The organism is Pacificibacter maritimus (genome assembly GCF_003814915.1).
Classification (GTDB): domain Bacteria; phylum Pseudomonadota; class Alphaproteobacteria; order Rhodobacterales; family Rhodobacteraceae; genus Celeribacter; species Celeribacter maritimus.
The window spans coordinates 380,793-398,733 of record NZ_RKQK01000003.1 but is presented as its reverse complement, the minus strand read 5'-3'; the positions used below and the strand labels follow the sequence as shown (position 1 = coordinate 398,733).

At 50.5% G+C, this 17,941-nt stretch carries 16 protein-coding genes and 1 pseudogene; 14 read left to right on the top strand and 3 right to left on the bottom strand.

Annotated elements, in window-relative coordinates; translation table 11 throughout:
• The first annotated feature begins 3 nt into the window (after positions 1-3).
• The 9 genes and pseudogenes from EDD53_RS11195 to EDD53_RS11155 all read left to right on the top strand — a co-directional run bounded on the left by EDD53_RS11195 (position 4) and on the right by EDD53_RS11155 (position 11,381).
• Positions 4-1,008 (top strand): ABC transporter ATP-binding protein, encoded by a 1,005-nt coding sequence (locus EDD53_RS11195; protein ID WP_123793327.1) that lies wholly within the window; start codon positions 4-6, stop codon positions 1,006-1,008.
• Between the two features lie 123 nt (positions 1,009-1,131).
• Positions 1,132-2,628, top strand: a complete 1,497-nt coding sequence (locus EDD53_RS11190) for a mannitol dehydrogenase family protein (protein WP_123793326.1) — start codon at positions 1,132-1,134, stop codon at positions 2,626-2,628.
• A 372-nt stretch (positions 2,629-3,000) separates the two neighbouring features.
• Positions 3,001-4,560 carry an ABC transporter substrate-binding protein gene (locus EDD53_RS11185; protein ID WP_123793325.1) on the top strand — a complete coding sequence of 520 codons (1,560 nt, stop codon included), beginning with the start codon at positions 3,001-3,003 and terminating at the stop codon, positions 4,558-4,560.
• A gap of 126 nt (positions 4,561-4,686) precedes the next feature.
• Positions 4,687-5,667, top strand: a complete 981-nt coding sequence (locus EDD53_RS11180; protein WP_123793324.1) for an ABC transporter permease — start codon at positions 4,687-4,689, stop codon at positions 5,665-5,667.
• A pseudogene (locus EDD53_RS15085) lies at positions 5,664-6,661 on the top strand (ABC transporter permease). The gene EDD53_RS11180 and the pseudogene EDD53_RS15085 overlap by 4 nt, the downstream one beginning before the upstream one ends.
• 3 nt (positions 6,662-6,664) lie before the next feature.
• On the top strand, positions 6,665-7,657 hold the full coding sequence (locus EDD53_RS11170; RefSeq protein WP_123793323.1) for an ABC transporter ATP-binding protein: 993 nt from the start codon (positions 6,665-6,667) through the stop codon (positions 7,655-7,657).
• Complete coding sequence (locus EDD53_RS11165; RefSeq protein ID WP_123793322.1) at positions 7,654-8,697, top strand: ABC transporter ATP-binding protein; 1,044 nt, start codon at positions 7,654-7,656, stop codon at positions 8,695-8,697. The genes EDD53_RS11170 and EDD53_RS11165 overlap by 4 nt, the downstream gene beginning before the upstream one ends.
• A gap of 10 nt (positions 8,698-8,707) precedes the next feature.
• On the top strand, positions 8,708-9,631 hold the full coding sequence (locus EDD53_RS11160) for a LysR family transcriptional regulator (RefSeq protein ID WP_123793321.1): 924 nt from the start codon (positions 8,708-8,710) through the stop codon (positions 9,629-9,631).
• 112 nt (positions 9,632-9,743) lie between these two features.
• Positions 9,744-11,381, top strand: a complete 1,638-nt coding sequence (locus EDD53_RS11155) for a peptide ABC transporter substrate-binding protein (protein ID WP_123793320.1) — start codon at positions 9,744-9,746, stop codon at positions 11,379-11,381.
• Here EDD53_RS11155 and EDD53_RS14860 read toward each other — a convergent pair.
• A complete protein-coding gene (locus EDD53_RS14860) occupies positions 11,348-11,512 on the bottom strand; it encodes a hypothetical protein (RefSeq protein ID WP_170162732.1) in 165 nt (54 codons plus the stop codon). The two genes, EDD53_RS11155 and EDD53_RS14860, sit on opposite strands and share 34 nt — an antisense overlap.
• On the opposite strand from EDD53_RS14860, the gene EDD53_RS11150 reads away from it, so the two are divergent.
• Genes EDD53_RS11150 through EDD53_RS11135 form a run of 4 tightly spaced genes read left to right on the top strand, consistent with a single transcriptional unit; the run spans position 11,454 to position 15,257 of the window.
• On the top strand, positions 11,454-12,386 hold the full coding sequence (locus tag EDD53_RS11150) for an ABC transporter permease subunit (RefSeq protein WP_123793319.1): 933 nt from the start codon (positions 11,454-11,456) through the stop codon (positions 12,384-12,386). The genes EDD53_RS14860 and EDD53_RS11150 overlap by 59 nt on opposite strands.
• Positions 12,387-12,400: 14 nt before the next feature.
• Positions 12,401-13,315: an ABC transporter permease gene (locus tag EDD53_RS11145; protein WP_123793419.1), complete on the top strand. Its 915-nt coding sequence runs from the start codon at positions 12,401-12,403 to the stop codon at positions 13,313-13,315.
• On the top strand, positions 13,312-14,277 hold the full coding sequence (locus tag EDD53_RS11140; protein WP_123793318.1) for an ABC transporter ATP-binding protein: 966 nt from the start codon (positions 13,312-13,314) through the stop codon (positions 14,275-14,277). Before EDD53_RS11145 ends, EDD53_RS11140 begins: the two co-directional genes overlap by 4 nt.
• Positions 14,277-15,257 carry an ABC transporter ATP-binding protein gene (locus EDD53_RS11135; protein WP_123793418.1) on the top strand — a complete coding sequence of 327 codons (981 nt, stop codon included), beginning with the start codon at positions 14,277-14,279 and terminating at the stop codon, positions 15,255-15,257. Before EDD53_RS11140 ends, EDD53_RS11135 begins: the two co-directional genes overlap by 1 nt.
• A 78-nt stretch (positions 15,258-15,335) precedes the next feature.
• On the opposite strand, the gene EDD53_RS11130 is transcribed toward EDD53_RS11135, so the two are convergent.
• Positions 15,336-16,397: a Leu/Phe/Val dehydrogenase gene (locus EDD53_RS11130; protein ID WP_246002363.1), complete on the bottom strand. Its 1,062-nt coding sequence runs from the start codon at positions 16,395-16,397 to the stop codon at positions 15,336-15,338.
• Positions 16,398-16,587: 190 nt separating this feature from the next.
• Between EDD53_RS11130 and EDD53_RS11125 the strand changes: the two genes are divergently transcribed.
• Positions 16,588-17,061 carry an Lrp/AsnC family transcriptional regulator gene (locus EDD53_RS11125; RefSeq protein ID WP_123793317.1) on the top strand — a complete coding sequence of 158 codons (474 nt, stop codon included), beginning with the start codon at positions 16,588-16,590 and terminating at the stop codon, positions 17,059-17,061.
• Positions 17,062-17,090: 29 nt separating this feature from the next.
• On the opposite strand, the gene EDD53_RS11120 is transcribed toward EDD53_RS11125, so the two are convergent.
• On the bottom strand, positions 17,091-17,855 hold the full coding sequence (locus tag EDD53_RS11120; RefSeq protein WP_123793316.1) for a DeoR/GlpR family DNA-binding transcription regulator: 765 nt from the start codon (positions 17,853-17,855) through the stop codon (positions 17,091-17,093).
• Between the last annotated feature and the right edge of the window lie 86 nt (positions 17,856-17,941).

Here is a 17,941-nt window from a genome sequence, read left to right as displayed (position 1 = left end):
ATCATGGGACGCATTGTACTAGAAAATACAACTAAGAGCTTTGGTGACGTACAGGTTATTCCGCCGCTCAATTTGACGATCGAAGACGGGGAATTCGCGGTTTTTGTTGGTCCATCAGGGTGTGGTAAATCGACCTTGTTGCGTATGATTGCGGGTCTTGAGGATCTCACATCAGGTAAGATTGTGATTGACGATAAAGACGTGACCGAAGTGCCGCCTGCCCAGCGTGGCTTGGCCATGGTGTTTCAATCCTACGCGCTCTATCCGCATATGACTGTCCGCAAAAATATCGGTTTCCCGCTGCGTATGGAAAAGATGAGCCAGTCTGAAATCGACGCAAAGGTAGATGCCGCAGCGAAGTCGTTGAACCTTGTGGATTATCTTGATCGCAAACCAGGTCAGTTATCGGGTGGGCAACGTCAACGTGTTGCTATTGGGCGCGCTATCGTTCGCGATCCATCAGCCTTTTTGTTTGATGAACCCTTGTCGAACCTTGATGCGGCATTGCGTGTGGGAATGCGGTTGGAAATCAGCGAAATGCACCAACGCATGAAAACCACAATGATCTATGTGACACATGATCAGGTCGAAGCGATGACCATGGCGGATAAGATTGTTGTTTTGCAGGCCGGCGTTATCGAACAGGTTGGTTCGCCGCTGGATCTGTACCACAAGCCGCGTAACATCTTTGTGGCTGGGTTTATTGGTTCGCCAAAAATGAACATTTTCTCTGGCGAAGAAGCTGCGAAATTCGATGCGCATTCAGTCGGCATTCGCCCTGAGCACCTTGATGTCAGTACAGAAGGTGGCATCTGGAAGGGCACTGTTGGTGTGGCCGAGCACTTGGGCTCTGACACCTTTATCCATGTTCACGACACGGGTTTGGGTGACATGTTTACTGTTCGGATTAGTGGCGACATCGCTGTGACACACGGGGACACGATTTATCTGACTCCACATGAGGGGCGTATGCATCGCTTTGACGCTCAGGGTATGCGGATCGAGTGATCTAATCTGCACAAATTTTGGGGTGGCGTGCACAGGTTTGGTCCGCCGCCTCTTGAGACCCGCATCACCCGCGCAAAGTGCGGTGGACTTCTAACATGTGGACGGCGAACAATGGATAAGCTTATGAACGCGTATGTAACAAAACACCCCCCCCTCACACTCAGCAACGCGCATTTGACCCAACTGCCCGCTGAGGTGTCGCGCCCGCAGTATGATCGCAACGCTTTGACGCCTGGCATTGTGCATATCGGCCTAGGCAATTTCCATCGTGGGCATCAAGCATGGTATTTGCACCGCTTGATGCAAGACGGCTTAGCCCTTGATTGGGCCATCATAGGGGCTGGGGTGCGCCAGTATGATGCGGCGATGCGCGACAAATTGTTGGCACAAGATTGTCTGACGACATTGATTGAGTTGGATCCCTCGGGCAGTTCGGCTGAGGTCGTGGGGTCCATGATCGATTATCTGCCGATTGAAGAAGGCAATGCAGCCCTCATCGCGCAAATGACGAAGCCCGAAATCCGCATTGTCGCAACGACGGTCACCGAGGGCGGTTATTTCATTGATCCTGCAACTAAGGGGTTTGATGGGGCGCACCCTGATATTCTACACGACGTCGAAAACCCTGCGACGCCCAAGACTGCGTTTGGTGCTATTGTTGCCGCGCTGCGTGTTCGCCGCGATGAGGGGAGGGGGCCTTTCACCTGCATGTGTTGCGATAATCTTTTGGGAAATGGCGATATCATGCGGCAAACGGTCGTATCGCTTGCGCGATTAACAGATCCTGCGCTCGCTGATTGGATCAATACGGAATGCACTTTCCCCAACTCTATGGTGGATTGCATTGTCCCTGCGACGGGGCCAAACGAATTGGCTTTGGTGCAGGGTTTCGGGATCGATGATCAAGCGCCTGTCACGCACGAAAACTTTCGCCAATGGGTCATTGAGGATGCGTTTTGCGCAGGACGTCCCGATTGGGATTGCTCTGGTGCGACCTTTACGGATGATGTTCACAGCTATGAGGCTATGAAAATTCGCATCCTGAATGGTGGTCACCAAGTCATTGCTGTTCCTGGTGAAATTCTTTCAGTCGAGACGATTGCAGGCTGTATGGAACACGACCTGATCGGTCCGTTTTTCACAAAGGTTGCCAGCACAGAAATCGCGCCGCATGTCGAAGCGGTGCCAAACATGGCTCCCGAGACCTATGTTGAACTGATCCAGTCGCGTTTTTCTAACCCCAAAATTATCGACACAACGCGGCGCGTTGCCTTTGATGGCTCATCACGCCAGCCAGGATTTATTGTGCCCTCAATTCGGGACGGGTTGCGTGCAGGCACGCCAATTGATGGGCTCGTTTTGGTGCAAGCGATGTGGGCGCGGATGTGTGCTGGCACAAGAGAAGACGGCAGCCAGATCGAAGCCAATGATCCGTTTTGGGCTAAACTGCAAACCACAGCCTTGGCCGCGAAAAGCGATCCTAAAGTTTGGATCGATATGCGCCAGATTTATGGTGATCTTGCCGAGAATGACCAGTTTTCAGCGCTGTTTACGGCATCGCTCAAAACCATTTGGGATCGTGGTGTTGCAGCGACCTTGCAAGACTACTTAGACCGCTAGGTGCTTTTATAGTTTAGTCGCCGATGCTCCAATGTGTTGGGTCTTCTGTTACCTAGTCTAAGATAGCTTGCAGATTTTCACCGTCATACCCGCCTACAATGCAAATACCCCGCCCATGAATTATGGAGCGGGGTATTTTGCCGTCTTATCCTTCGGTCTGTCGCCTGCCTAGGCGCTTACATCTGCGAATAAGTGGCGCGATTTTCAAATTGGCACGGCGCTTAAAAGTTGTCCAAAACGTATCGCATAAATACATCTCATTGATTTATATCGTGAAAATGCACGCATAGGGCTATGCAAAATAGGTATTGGCCCAATTCGCCTGCTTGAGCGAGTGTTGTCGCAATAAAAAATAAAATCAGGGAGATTCCTATGTTGAAATTAAAAGATTGCGTCGCGGGCCTCGCGTTGAGTGCAGCCCTTGCGGGGACAGCATTTGCTGACATCTCCGTGAAAGTTGCATATGACGCCGACCCCGTTTCACTTGATCCGTATGAGCAATTGTCTGGTGGCACGCTACAACTGAACCACATGGTGTTTGATCCGCTTGTACGCTGGACACAAGATTTGCAGTTTGAAAGCCGTTTGGCAGAAAGCTGGGAACAAATTGATGCAACAACCATGCGCTTTAACCTGCGCAAGGATGTCACATTCCACTCTGGTAATGCCTTCACGGCCAAGGACATGGATTGGACATTTGATCGCGCAAAAGAAAGCCCAGACTTCAAGGGTATTTTTGCGCCATTCACAGACATCGAAGTCGTTGATGACTACACAATCGATCTGAAAACATCTGAACCATTCCCATTGGTTTTGCACACTGCGACATACTTATTCGCAATGGACAGCGCGTTTTACAGCGGCGAAACCGATGATGGCAAAAATAAATCCGAAATCGTAAAGCACGGCGACAGCTTTGCATCACGCAACATTTCAGGCACAGGTCCCTTCGTTGTCTCCGAGCGTGAGCAAGGCGTGAAAGTTGTCTTTGACCGTTTCGATGACTACTGGGATACGGCTTCACAAGGCAATGTGGATGAGATCACCCTGACACCGATCAAAGAAGACCCAACACGCGTTGCAGCATTGCTATCTGGTGATGTTGATTTCATCGCGCCTGTACCACCAACCGATCTGGCCCGTGTTGAAAAAGCCGATGGCGTAAATTTAATTACTATGCCGGGCACGCGTATCATTACGTTCCAAATGAACCAAGATCGCGTCGAGGCGTTTAAAGATCCAAAAGTGCGCATGGCCGTTGATTATGCAGTGAACAACACTGGCATCGTTGATCGTATTATGCGCGGTTTCGGTACTGTTGGCGCACAGGCATCCCCAATGGGTTACCTAGGTCACATCGAAAGCCTTGAACCACGTTTTGACATTGAAAAAGCCAAAGAATTGATGGCAGAAGCGGGATACGCAGACGGTTTCTCGATCTCTATGATGGCGCCAAATAACCGCTACGTGAACGATGATAAAATCGCGCAAGCTGTGGCATCAATGTTGTCGCAAATCGGGATTACAGTCGATCTTCAGACCTTACCCAAAGCGCAATACTGGCCTGCGTTTGATGAACGTGCGGCAGATATGATGATGATCGGTTGGCATGCCGATACCGAAGACTCTGCGAACTTCCATCAATTCTTGACGGCGTGTCGTGACGAAGAAACAGGCAACGGTCAGTACAACTCTGGCGGTTACTGTAATCCAGAAGCAGACAAGTTGATGGATATGGCGAACGCTGAAACTGATATCGCCAAGCGTACTGAGTATCTACAGCAGCTTGAGCAAATCTTGTTTGATGAAGCAGCCTTTGTGCCGCTGCATTGGCAGAACCTTGCATGGGGTGCAAAAGATGGCATGAACGCTGGAGAAATCGTGAATGCGCTTAATTTCCCATACTTTGGCGACCTAAAGGTTTCCGAATAACGTAGCTAAGAGTTATAGTTTCTTAGATATTCCCAAGGCGGGTGCGCCATCATGCGCACCCGCTAATTTTCTCTATAGTTACGTCAACGCGTTTGCGTGGGGCAGGGCTCGTTCAGGGGGGCGACGATGTTTGCATATCTTGTAAAACGTATTTTTCAGGCCATTGCAGTTATGCTGGTCATCTCGTTGATCGCTTTTGCGATCCAAGGTAACTTGGGTGATCCGCTACGAGAACTTGTGGGGCAATCCGTCTCAGAAGAGGTCCGTCAGCAACTGCGGGATGAACTGGGTCTCAATGATCCGTTTTTCGTGCAATATATGCGCTTTTTGGGCAATGCTTTGCAGGGAGACCTGGGAACGTCCTATTTCTTCAAAGAACCCGCGCTTGATGTGATCTTGAAGAAATTGCCAGCCACGCTTGAACTTGTTTTCGGTGCAACGATACTCATTATCGGGCTGTCCATCCCGCTGGGCGTTTATACCGCGATCCGACCCAACGGGGCGATCACGCGCATCATTCTATCTTTGTCCATCGTCGGTCTGTCTATTCCCGTTTTCTTGACTGCCATTTTGATGATTTTCTTTTTCTCTGTTGAGCTGGGGTGGATGCCATCCTTTGGGCGGGGTGAAATTGTGCATGTGCTTGGCTCGTGGGAAACCAATTTTGCTACCAAAGACGGTTGGCTGCACATAATTATGCCGTCTATCGCGCTGTCATCCATTATGCTTCCGATGTTTATTAGATTAATCCGCGCTGAAATGATGGATGTTCTGCAAAGTGAATATGTACGCTATGCTCAGGCCAAAGGGATCGCGCCGTGGCGGATATACTTTGTGCATGGTTTGAAAAATACCCTGCTGCCCGTCATCACTGTGGGCGGGGTACAGATCGGGACGATGGTTGCCTATACAATTTTGACCGAAACCGTCTTCAGTTGGCCTGGCATGGGGGCGATGTTTCTAGAAGCGGTCAACCGCGTGGATACACCGCTGATCGTGGCCTATCTGATCGTTGTTGGTTTTATCTTCGTGGTGACAAACACCATCGTCGATTTGATTTACGGTCTTGTTAACCCAACGATTAACCTCGCGAGGATGGGCGCATGAGTGATCCAGCTACTGTTCCGAGCTTTGTGCTCAAATCAACGCCGTCGCGCTGGGCACGTCTGCGTGACAGCAACATCGGTTATTCTTTTCGCAGGAACCCCGTGGCAATTGTGTCGATGGTGGTTTTCTTAGCGATCACCATCGCGGCATTTTTTGCTCCGTGGATTGCGCCTTATGACCCCTATGATCCTGCTCAGATCGACATTATGAACAGTGAATATCCACCCATTTGGATTGATGGCGCCTTGCCTGAGTTTATGTTGGGCACGGATGATCAAGGGCGCGATTTGCTTTCGACTATCCTCTACGGCACGCGTCTTTCAATTATCATCGGGATTTGTGCCGTGGCTTTGCAGGCATTCCTTGGGATTTCGATTGGGCTGATTTCAGGCTATGTCGGTGGGCGTACTGACAGTCTTTTGATGCGCCTTGCTGATATTCAACTGACAGTCTTTTGATGCGCCTTGCTGATATTCAATTGTCATTCTCAACCTTGATGGTTGCGATCATATTTCTGGCGATCACGCAGGCTGTCTTTGGCTCTGAAGTCTTTAGCCGCTATGCTGTGTTGTTCTTGGTTGGGGTGATCGGCGTGGCCGAATGGCCGCAATATGCCCGCACCGTGCGCGCCACGGTTTTGGCCGAAAAAAAGAAAGAATATGTCGATGCAGCTAGGGTCATGGGCTTCGGCCCTATACGGATCATGGTGCGCCACATTTTACCGAATTCCTTGTCACCGATTTTTGTGATTTCGACAGTGCAAGTGGCCAATGCAATCATTTCCGAAGCGTCTCTTAGCTTTTTGGGTTTGGGCATGCCGCCCAACCAACCCTCGCTTGGTTCACTGATTTCTTCGGGGTTTGACTATATCTTTTCGGGCAGTTGGTGGATTACCGCCATTCCGGGTGTGGTTCTGGTGGTGCTGGTGCTGGTTATCAATTTGCTGGGGGACTGGATGCGTGACGTTCTGAACCCGAAACTATACAAAGGTTAACCCATGTCTTTGTTATCTGTACGTGATCTTACGGTCAAATTTTCGAACCGCACTGGGGCTCTGACAGCGCTCAACGGAATTTCATTTGATCTTGCCCGTGGCGAGCGGCTTGGAATCGTCGGAGAATCCGGCGCGGGTAAATCTATCACTGGATTTGCGTTGATGAATCTCTTGTCCCAACCGGGTTTTATCGACGGTGGACAAATCCTGTTTGAGGGTGAAGACGTCACCCAGATGTCGAAAAAGCAAGTGCGGGATATGCGCGGCAACCGTATGGCGATGATCTTTCAAGATCCGATGGTGACCCTCAATCCCGTTTTGACGATCGGTCAGCAAATGGTTGAAACGCTGCGTGCGCATCGAAAGCTGTCATTTGAAGAAGCGCGTCAAATCGCATTGGTGAAGCTGAAAGAAGTCTACATTCCTTCACCAGTAGAACGGTTTGAGCAATACCCGCATGAGCTTTCAGGTGGCATGCGTCAGCGCATCATTATCGCTATGGCGCTTTTGCTTGATCCCAAACTGATCATTGCAGATGAACCGACGACAGCGCTTGATGTGACTATTCAGGCCGATATCATGGAACTGCTGCTGGAAATGTGTCAGTCCAACCAAGTTGGGTTGATCTTGATTACTCACGACCTCGGGGTCGTCTCTCAGGTGACTGAGCGCACGATGGTGATGTATGCAGGGCGGATCATCGAAAACGGTCCAACCCGTTCGATTATTAACGACCCGCAGCATCCATATACTCAAGGCTTGATCAGCGCCTTGCCGCAACAAACGCAACCTGGCCAACGGTTAAAACAAATCCCAGGCGTGATGCCGACCCTGTCGGATATGCCGTCAGGCTGCCCGTTTCATCCGCGCTGCGACCATGCCACTGAAACCTGTAAATCTCAGGTCCCTGATATCAGCCAATCGGGAGAAAGCTTTGTCGCGTGCCATGAGGTACATCGGCTGCAAAAAGAACTGGCTTCGGAGGCAGCGCAATGAGCTTAGACAAAGAAAACGGCCCTTTGCTGCGCGTTAAGGGGCTTGAGAAGCGTTTTAATTTGGATCAAGGTTTTCTCGAAAGCTTGAAGTTCTCGAGTGGAAAATTGACGCGCGAAACGCGTGCTGTCCACGCCGTAAACAATATCTCGTTTGACGTAGATCGGGGCGACGCAATTTGTGTTGTTGGCGAAAGTGGCTGTGGCAAATCCACGGTTGCACGTATGGTTGCGGGATTGATCGCACCTAGTGGTGGCGAAATTCACTATGACGGTGAGCGTATTGATGGGCTGCGTGGCAAAGATTTGCTGCCCCTGCGCAAGAAAATCCAGATGATTTTTCAAAACCCATATGCGTCGCTGAACCCACGGATGACCATCGGGCAAACCTTGGCCGAACCACTCCGCTATCATAATCCAAGCATGAGCAAAGGTGCGCTGCAAGACAAAGCCGCGGCTGTGATGAAATCCGTTGGGATTGACCCCGCTTGGGGGGCGCGCTTTGCCCATGAATTGTCAGGCGGGCAACGCCAAAGGATCGCCATCGCACGCGCTTTGACGGTGGACCCTGAATTTATCGTCGCAGATGAACCCATTTCAGCTTTGGATGTTTCCATTCAAGCACAGGTTTTAAATCTGATGCTGGAAATGCAAGAAGCACATGGTCTGACCTATCTGTTTATCACCCATGACCTAAGTGTGGTTGAACACTTTGGGACCAAAGTGATCGTGCTGTATCTGGGATCAATCTGTGAAGTTGCCGACACGCAAACCTTGTTTTCGAATCCAAAACACCCTTATACCAAAGCCTTGCTGTCGGCGGTGCCGCAGCTGAAAGACGATCGGTCGAACCATATTCGGCTCAAGGGGGAAATCCCGACGCCGATCAACTTACCATCAGGGTGTCCGTTCCGTTCACGTTGTCCTTTGTCGGACGCGCGCTGCGCCAGTGAAAAACCGATGCCTTTGCAAAAAGATGACGGATCCGTTGTGGCCTGTCATGCTGTCGAAGAAGAACGCGTTGATGCGTTGAACTGGGTATAGGGCAAACGCTTTGGAGATCAATTGGCTGAAAGACTTTATAGCCTTGGCTGCGACGCAGAATTTTTCGCGTGCCGCAGAGCTGCGCTATGTGAGCCAACCTGCATTTTCACGCCGCATTAGGGCGCTTGAAGCTTTTGTGGGGGCGCGCCTTATCAATCGCGATACACTTCCGCTGAGTTTGACGCCAGCGGGGGAACTGTTTTTAGAACGCTCAGAAACCTTGCTGCGGTCATTGGAGGATGCGCTTGAACAGTGCCGTTTGATCGAAGTCGAAGATGAAAACGTGCTGCGTATTGCGGCCAGCCAATCACTGTATACCAGTTACAACGGTAGTCTGATCGAGCCTTTTGTCGAACGTGGACTTTTGACTGTTGAGCTTGACTCTGTGTCTTGGCCTGCAGGCAAGTTCGTTGGTAAAATGCAGCAAGGCAATTGTGATCTGATGTTGTGCTATTGGCACCCTTCTATGGGATTTTTGTCTTCCATCGCAAAGGGGCAGTTCGACTATGTGACGATCGCGAAAGAGTCTTTGCTGCCTGTCTCTAAACCTGATGAAAACGGCGCGCCTCTATTTCGCCTGCCCAATGGAGGAAAGTCACGGGTACCTTTGATTTCCTATGGATCAGCCTCGGTGTTGCGACCTGTTGTCGATGAAATTCTGGCGTCTCATAGCGGAACAGCATCCACTTTGCTTGTGAGTCAAAACGCCTTGTCCAATTCCGTGATGGCCTTGATCCAAGAAGGCTTCGGTCTTGGGTGGTTGCCAACTAAAGTCTGTGCGGACGCGATTGAGCAAAACACATTGGTGCATGCTGGTGATGAAAGTTTTATAGCGCCTTTGGAAATCCGTCTTTATCGCTCACGGCAAAACCAAAAGCCTAAATTAAAGGCGCTATGGAGTGAAGTTGTGGCAAAATATGGCGAAAAAACCTGATTTCAGGCCATTTTCACGCTTTAGCGCTATGCACATAAGGTTATGCAAACTTGGCATTGGCCTTGTCTGAGCCTCAATCGCTAGCCTGTCTTCAATCAACTGGGAGACGACAATGGTCAATCTAAATAAAAATATTTCACAAGCCGCACTTGCAGGTGTTCTCGCAGGCACGACTTTTCTGGCAACCGCGTCTTATGCTGCGACGGTTGCAGAGGGCACCAAACTGGCGGATACGCAAACCTATACATATAGTTTGCTGGACGAGACCACGAGTTTCGATCCACAGATCGTAGAAGATAGCGACGGATCTGGCATCGTACGCGATCTGTTTGAAGGTCTGTACAACCAAGGTCCAGATGGCGCGAATGTGCCGGGTGTGGCGACACATCACGATGTATCTGATGACAATTTGGTTTACACTTTCCACCTGCGCGATACGGCCAAATGGTCTGATGGCAAAGCGGTTACCGCAGGCGATTTCGTTTACGCATGGAAACGCGCGGTGAGCCCAGAAACCGCATCGCCATACGCATGGTATATGGAACTGATGTCGCTGGAAAACGCAGCGGAAATCATTGCGGGCGAAGCGGATGCTGACACGCTTGGCGTCAAAGCCATTGACGACTTTACATTGGAAGTCACCCTGTCCAAGCCATTGCCGTATTTCGCAGAAATGGTGTCACATTCAACAACATTCCCATCGCCAAAATGGGTGATCGATGCCCATGGTGATGAATGGACACGCCCTGAAAACTTCGTGGGCAACGGTGCCTATGTCTTAACCGAACATGTCGTAAAAGAACGGTCCGTACGTGAGCGCAACACCATGTATTGGGACAATGACAACACAGTTCTCGATAAAGTGGTCGCCTTGGTTATCGGGGACGAGAACCAAGCTTTGACACGTTATAAAGCGGATGAATTGGATAAAACCGATATCCCAGCGGGTCAGTACCCCGCGTTGAACGAAGAGTTGCCTGGCGAAGCGATCGCTGTGCCGCGTTTGTGTAACTATTACTTCTCATACAACCTTGCTAGCGGGCCTGAGGCTTTCCAAGATGTGCGTGTGCGTCAAGCTTTGTCTTTGGCGATTGATCGCAACGTGATTGTGGATCAGGTTCTCAAAGGGGGGCAGTTCCCAGCGTATCACTTTACACCTGCCGCAACGGCTGGATTCGATGCGCCTGAAATCGACTATGCAAAGATGACCCAAGCAGAGCGTGACGCGAAAGCCATGGAGTTGATGGCTGAGGCAGGTTACGGGAAAGATGGTGAAAAGCTTGCGTTTAATTACCTGTACAATTCCTCTGAAAGCCACAAGCAGGTCGCGATTGTAGCCACGCAAATGTGGAAACAAAAACTGGGCATCGATGTCACGCTTGAGAACCAAGAATGGAAAGTCTTTTTGGAAAACCGTGGTAATCAAAACTACGACATGGCGCGCGGCGCTTGGTGTGGGGATTACAACGAAGCGTCTACTTTCCTAGATTTGTTGCAATCCAATTCTGGTTACAATGATGCGAAATTCAACAATGCGCGTGTTGATGAACTGCTTGAGACAGCCAAAACATCTAAAGATACAGGCCCTCTGTACACCGAGATCGAACAAATCGTCTCGCAAGAAATGCCAGTTGTGCCGATCTACCACTACTCTGCGAATATGCTCTTGAAGAGCGATGTCAAAGGTTGGCCAATCGAAAACGTAATGCAGAAGTACTATTCAAAAGACTTGTACAAAGTCGCTGAATAATTTTCCCCTTCTTTCACTTCTGCCACTCTTGCCGCCGGTTCATCCGGCGGCAAGACATGCGTTAGGTGCCCCATGTTAAAATACTCTTTGCGACGCAGCCTTGCTGTTGTGCCGACCTTGCTGTCGCTCATAATCATATGTTTTTTTCTAATGCGGCTAGCACCTGGTGGGCCGTTTACATCCGAGCGCCCCTTGCCTCCCGCTATTATGGCCAATGTGCTTGAACGCTATGGTCTAGATCAGCCGCTCCACATCCAGCTGTGGACATATATCAAAAACATTGTCTTTCATTTCGACTTTGGCCCCAGTTTTTCGCAGCGCGACTACACGGTGAACGATTTGATCGCGGCGGGCTTTCCTGTGACGCTGACTTATGGATTTTGGTCCGCTGTATTTGTCTTGGCTCTTGGCATCCCGCTTGGTGTTGTCGCGGCGCTGCGCCAAAATAGCTTTTGGGATTACATTATGACGGGGTTTGCGATTTTCTCGCAGATCTTTCCGAATTTCGTGCTGGCACCTTTATTGGTGTTGCTCTTTACGCTTGCGTTGGGCTGGTTGCCTGGCGGCGGCTGGAATGGTGGCCACTGGAGCTATATCATCATGCCTGCCGTTGCATTGGGCACGTCTTATCTTGCCAATGTCGCGCGGATCACGCGCTCATCCTTGCTTGAAATTTTGGGGGCCCCCTATATCCGAACCGCGCGGGCCAAAGGCCTGCCTGAACGCACCATCTTGATCCGTCATGCGCTGAAACCAACGCTGCTGCCCGTGATCTCATACATGAGCCCCGTCTTTGTTTACATGATCACAGGATCGGTCTTCGTGGATGTATTCTTTTCAACAGGTGGGATCGGTCAAAAGTTTATCGATGCGGCATATACGCGTGACTATTCCGTCATTTTGGGTCTGGCAATCTTATACAGCGTGCTGACCTTTGTTCTTAATCTTCTTGTGGATCTTGCCTATGCGGCGATTGATCCCAAAGTGCGGAGTGGCCTTAAATGAGTGCGCGCAGAACTATGAACAGCGAAGACTACGCGCAGGCCGCAGCAGAAGAAATGCTGTCCAGCCGTTCCTTTTGGGCCGATGCGCGGCGTCGTTTTTTCCAAAACCGTATGGCAGTTGTTGCGCTTTTGTTTTTGGCATTTGTTTTTCTTTTTGCTATCTTTGGCAACCTTGCGGCACAGTTTTCGATTGAAGAAATTGACTGGTCTTTGCTGGGCCAAGTTAAAGAACAAGGCGGTCCTAGCTTGGAAAACGGCCATTGGTTTGGTGTCGATGAACTGGGGCGCGACCTTTATGCGCGCGTTGTGCAAGGGTCACGTGTATCTTTAATGGTGGGCTTTATCGCGGGGATCGCTGCGGTGCTCATCGGGGCGACCTTTGGGGCCATCGCGGGCTATTATGGCGGGCGAATTGATCAGCTGATAATGGCTGCATACAATATTACGCTATCAATTCCTTACATCATTTTCTTTGTGGTCTGGCAGGCATTTTTTGGTCGTTCTGTTGAGCAGATGATCATCGTGATGGTGATCATGAACTGGACTGCGGGTCTTTTGATCACGCGTGGTCAGGTGATGACGCTGAAAAACCGTGAATTCATCGAAGCAGCGCGTATGCTAGGCTTGTCTGATACCAAGATCATTTTCAAACATTTGTTGCCCAACATGCTTTGGATCATTGTGATCTACGCCTCTATCACCATCCCAGATATGATCATGACCGAAAGCTTGGTGTCCTTCCTTGGTGTGGGCATCCAAGAACCACAAACCAGTTGGGGCGGCCTGATTTCCGAAGGGGCGTCGACCATGACATATGGCACTTTGTGGCAACTCGCCTTTCCCGCGGTCTTCTTTGCGGTGAACCAAATCTCACTTTACTACATCGGGGATGGGCTGCGAGATGCGCTTGATCCAAAGGAGCGCTCATGACTTTGCTTCAAGCTGAAAACCTGTCGATTGAATTTCAAACCCCTGATGGGGTGGTCAAGGCGGTCAATGATGTATCCTTTTCCATTGGGGCGGGAGAAACTGTTGCTTTGGTGGGGGAATCCGGTTCGGGAAAATCGCAGATCGCCCTCTCGGTTTTAGGGCTTTTGGCGGGCAATGCGCGTACCTCTGGCACTGTTACCTACCAAGGTAAGAACCTACTTGAGATGCAGCAAAACGAATTGAATTCTATTCGCGCCAAAGAAATCGCGATGATCTTTCAAGACCCGATGACGTCACTCAACCCCTATATGACCATCGAACGTCAGCTCAATGAAAGCTTGGAACAGCATGAGGGTCTAAAAGGGGCAGCAGCCCGCAAACGCGTTTTGGAAGCGATGGATGCCGTGCGTATTCCTGATGCAAAGAACCGCTTAAAGGCCTATCCACACGAATTTTCGGGTGGAATGCGCCAGAGGATCGTTATTGCGATGGCGCTGATGTGCAGTCCGAAATTGATACTCGCGGATGAGCCAACGACAGCACTTGATGTGACCGTGCAAGCGCAAATCATGGCATTGCTCAAAGAAATCCAGCGCGAAAGCGACATGTCTGTTTTGCTCATTACGCACGATTTGGGCGTGGTTGCTGGGGCCTGTGAAAAGACCTTGGTGCTTTATGCAGGGCGTGTGATGGAACAAGCAGGGACCCTAGATTTGTTTGAAACACCTTCACACCCATACACTCGTGGGCTGCTTAGGGCCGTCCCAAACATTCAGGATGCGGTGGGGGATTTGCGCAGTATTGCAGGGCAGCCGCCAAATCAAATGGTTCCACCGCCTGGCTGCCCGTTTGCGCCGCGTTGTGAAAACAGAACTGAGCAATGCGATAGGGAATTGCCGCCCCTTGTCGGTGACATCCGTCATCAACGCGCCTGCTGGCGCCCCGTAGAGGAGTTGGTATGATGCCTAACCCATCCACTCCATTGCTGCGCGTTCGCGATTTAAGCGTAGAATTTAAAATGTCCAATTCTAAAGGGTGGCCATGGCAAAAGCCGGATGTGGTACATGCCGTCAATGGCGTGTCCTTTGATATTCACGCGGGCAAATGCTTGGGCGTTGTTGGTGAAAGCGGGTGCGGAAAATCAACTCTGATCCGTGCCGTTGCAGGTCTTGTGCCGATGGCCGCAGGGCAAATTGAGTTTGATGGCAAGACCGTCAATACGGCAAAAAAATCTGATGTCTTAAACTTGCGTCGCTCCGTTCAGATGATTTTTCAAGATCCCGTGGCATCGCTTAATCCGCGCATGACTGTATTTCAAATCGTCGAAGAACCATCGCGCGCCTTTTTCCCAAAACGCAGCGCCCAAGAGCATCGCGAAAGGGTCATGAGCCTGCTGGATCGGGTTGGCATTCCAAGGAGAAACGCCAATAGGTATCCGCATGAATTTTCAGGCGGTCAATGTCAGCGGGTCGGAATTGCGCGTGCGCTGGCCGCCGAACCACGGGTTTTGCTCTGCGATGAACCTGTGTCTGCATTGGATGTGTCGATTCAGGCGCAGATCGTAAATTTGCTGCGCGAATTGCAACGTGAGATGGATCTAACGCTGATCTTTGTGGCGCATGACCTTGGTATTGTCCGTCATATTTCGGATGATGTTTTGGTGATGTATCTGGGTGGAATGATGGAATATGGGCCCGCTGAGAGCGTGGTAAAGTCGCCATCCCACCCCTATAGCCAAGCTTTGCTTTCTGCTGTGCCTGTCGCTGATCCACGCGTTGAAGTGGTGCCCCAGATTCTTGACGGTGATTTGCCCAGCCCGCTTGATCTGCCTATTGGGTGCTTGTTTGAAACGCGCTGCCCGAAGGCGCAAAATATCTGCCGTATTGAGCGGCCTGCTTCGCGCAAAATTGGTGATGCACAGGTTTTTTGCAGTCAATTATAAGCATGACTGTGGCGCCTATTGAGTGCCACAGTTCGGTTGCGCATGGGGCAATTTGAGCACAGGGCGATGACGATTTTTCTACGCTAGGCGCTGTTTAATCAATCGGTCAGCGACGATATGCGGCGGCTCACCCGCCTTGGTTGCGGCTGTAAAGACCTGATCAAGAGTTTTGGCCAGCCCGTTCACGCGATTTTCGCGATACGCTGGATCGCTGATTTTCAGGATTTCCATCGCGACATTGATAATACCGCCACCGTTAACGATGTAGTCCGGCGCATATAGAACACCTGCGTCATGCAAGCCTTGGCCGCATGTTTCGTGGGCCAACTGGTTATTCGCCGCACCAACGACAAAACGCGCTTTCAACCCTGCAATCACATCTGTCGATAAAATTCCGCCCATCGCACAGGGGGCGAAAACGTCCGCATCCTGATGAAAAATTTCCTGTGGAAGCACAACCAAAGCGCCAAGCTTTTGTGCGGCATGCTGTGTTGCTTCGCTATTGATGTCGCTCACGATCAAATCCGCACCTGCGCCGTGCAGTAAGGTGGCCAAATGCATACCAACATGCCCAAGGCCCTGAATCGCAACCGTTTTGTTGTTTAGGTCATCTGATCCAAGCGCATGCAATAGCGTTTGTTTCAAGCACAAGAACACCCCTCGTGCTGTGACGGGGGATGGGTCGCCGCTGGCAAATTCTCCGCCTTCGAGCCCTGCGACATAGGGGGTTGTTTGTGCGACATAGGCCATGTCCTGCGGGGAAATGCCGACATCTTCGGCTGTGTAATAGCTGCCGCCCAGATGGTCGATCAAGCGTCCGAACGCACGCATCAACTCAGGTGTTTTATGGCGCTTAGGATCACCAATGATGACCGATTTCCCGCCGCCCAGCGGCAGATCTGCGGCTGCATTCTTATAGGTCATTCCCAAGGAAAGTCGCTGCACATCCTGTACCGCGTCGTCAAATGTGGCGTAGTCGAACATTCGACACCCGCCTGCAGCAGGGCCGCGGTGGAGCGAGTGAATGGACACCAGCGCGTGCAAGCCCGTTGCGTGGTCTTTCGCCTCAACCAGTCGTTGATATCCTTGGCGAGGTGCAAGGTCGCGCAGGATCATATCTGCGGGCTTAACATTTATCATAGGGAACTTCCTTATCGTCGGTCGCGGGATGTGAATTTGCTCCGCCGCCGCACCGTCTTGATCACAAACTTTAGAACGCCTCTCTTTGATCCTAAACTGGTTGGGTCAGAATGAATGTTCGAAATTGGGTTTGCACAGTCAAAATGCAGGATAATATTTTATATATTCTCATTTTTGCAAAGGATAGTTTTTGAAAACGCTTGATTCCATAGATATTAGGATTCTTAAAACACTGCAGAAAAACGGGAATATCTCCAATACGCAGCTGTCAGATATTGTCGCCCTATCGACCAGCCAATGTTGGCAGCGGGTACAACGGTTGCAGCGCGAGGGGTATATCTCAGGATACAAGGCAGTGATTGATCACGCCATGCTGGGCTATTCTGATATCGTTTTGGTGGAAATTGCGGCCTCTCGTGATGAGGGTACACAAATCGCAACGCTATGCGAAGAATTAAGCAAAATCCCTGAAGTTCTGGAGGTCCATCTGACATCGGGCGAATTTGACTGTTTCATTAAAGTTGCCGTGAATGGAACGCGTGGGTTCCAAGATTTTCTCAGTTCCAAACTGTATAAAATAAAGGGTATCCAAAATTCGAAATCTTCATTTTCATTGAAATGCTTTAAAAACGAAACAGGGTTTGTGCCTGATAATATTGGCTAGGGTTCGCGCTTTGCCTGCACTGTCGCAGATCAGACTTGGATCACTTGGCAGTTATGTTGCTCACAGTTTTCGACAAGAGTGGTAGAAAGCTGGGCCCCAGTCACGATGACATCAAGATCCCAAACATGCCCAGTCTGACAGGGTAAGTCCAATCCGTTTTTCGTGCTGTCGATGACCAGAATGCGGGTTGTTGCGCAGCTTGTGATCGCCTTGCGTGCGGCGACTTCGTCGCTGTTATAATCCATCAAGCATCCTGTGTGAGATAAGCCACCACAGCTAAAAACAGCATAATCGACACTGTGCTGTGCAAAGAATTCAAGCGCAGGCGCACCGATCATATCGAGATCACGCGTCCTGACTGTCCCACCCGCCAGTTCGATTGTGATATTCGGGGCTTGCTGTAAGGCGCACACCGCGTGGATACTGTTGGAAGCGACAAACAAGTCCTTGTGAGACGCCAAAAAACGCGCGCAGTTTTCGACAGTTGTGCCTGTGCCCAAGGCCAGCCTTGCGCTCGTCGGAATCAGGTTTTTGACGGCCAAGGCAATGCGCTGTTTTTCCTGTCGGGCGATGCCTTCGCGGGGGAGGTATCCGATGTTTTCGCTTTGTTGGCGCAACCGCACATTGCCGTTGCGACGTTGAACAAGCCCAGCTTCATCCAGTTCGCGCAGATCGGCGCGTATCGTTTGGACCGAGACAGCAAGTTCAGTCGAAAGTCCGCTTGCTGAAAGCGCATCGTTTTCAGACAATAGCGCGATGATTTCATCTCTGCGCTGGGTGACATCCCGTCTCACGGTAAATTCCTTTGAAAAATTATCAAACTGTTCGAAAGGGTAGGGAAATGATCTAAGTGCCGCAATATAAATAAAAGTTTCACTCA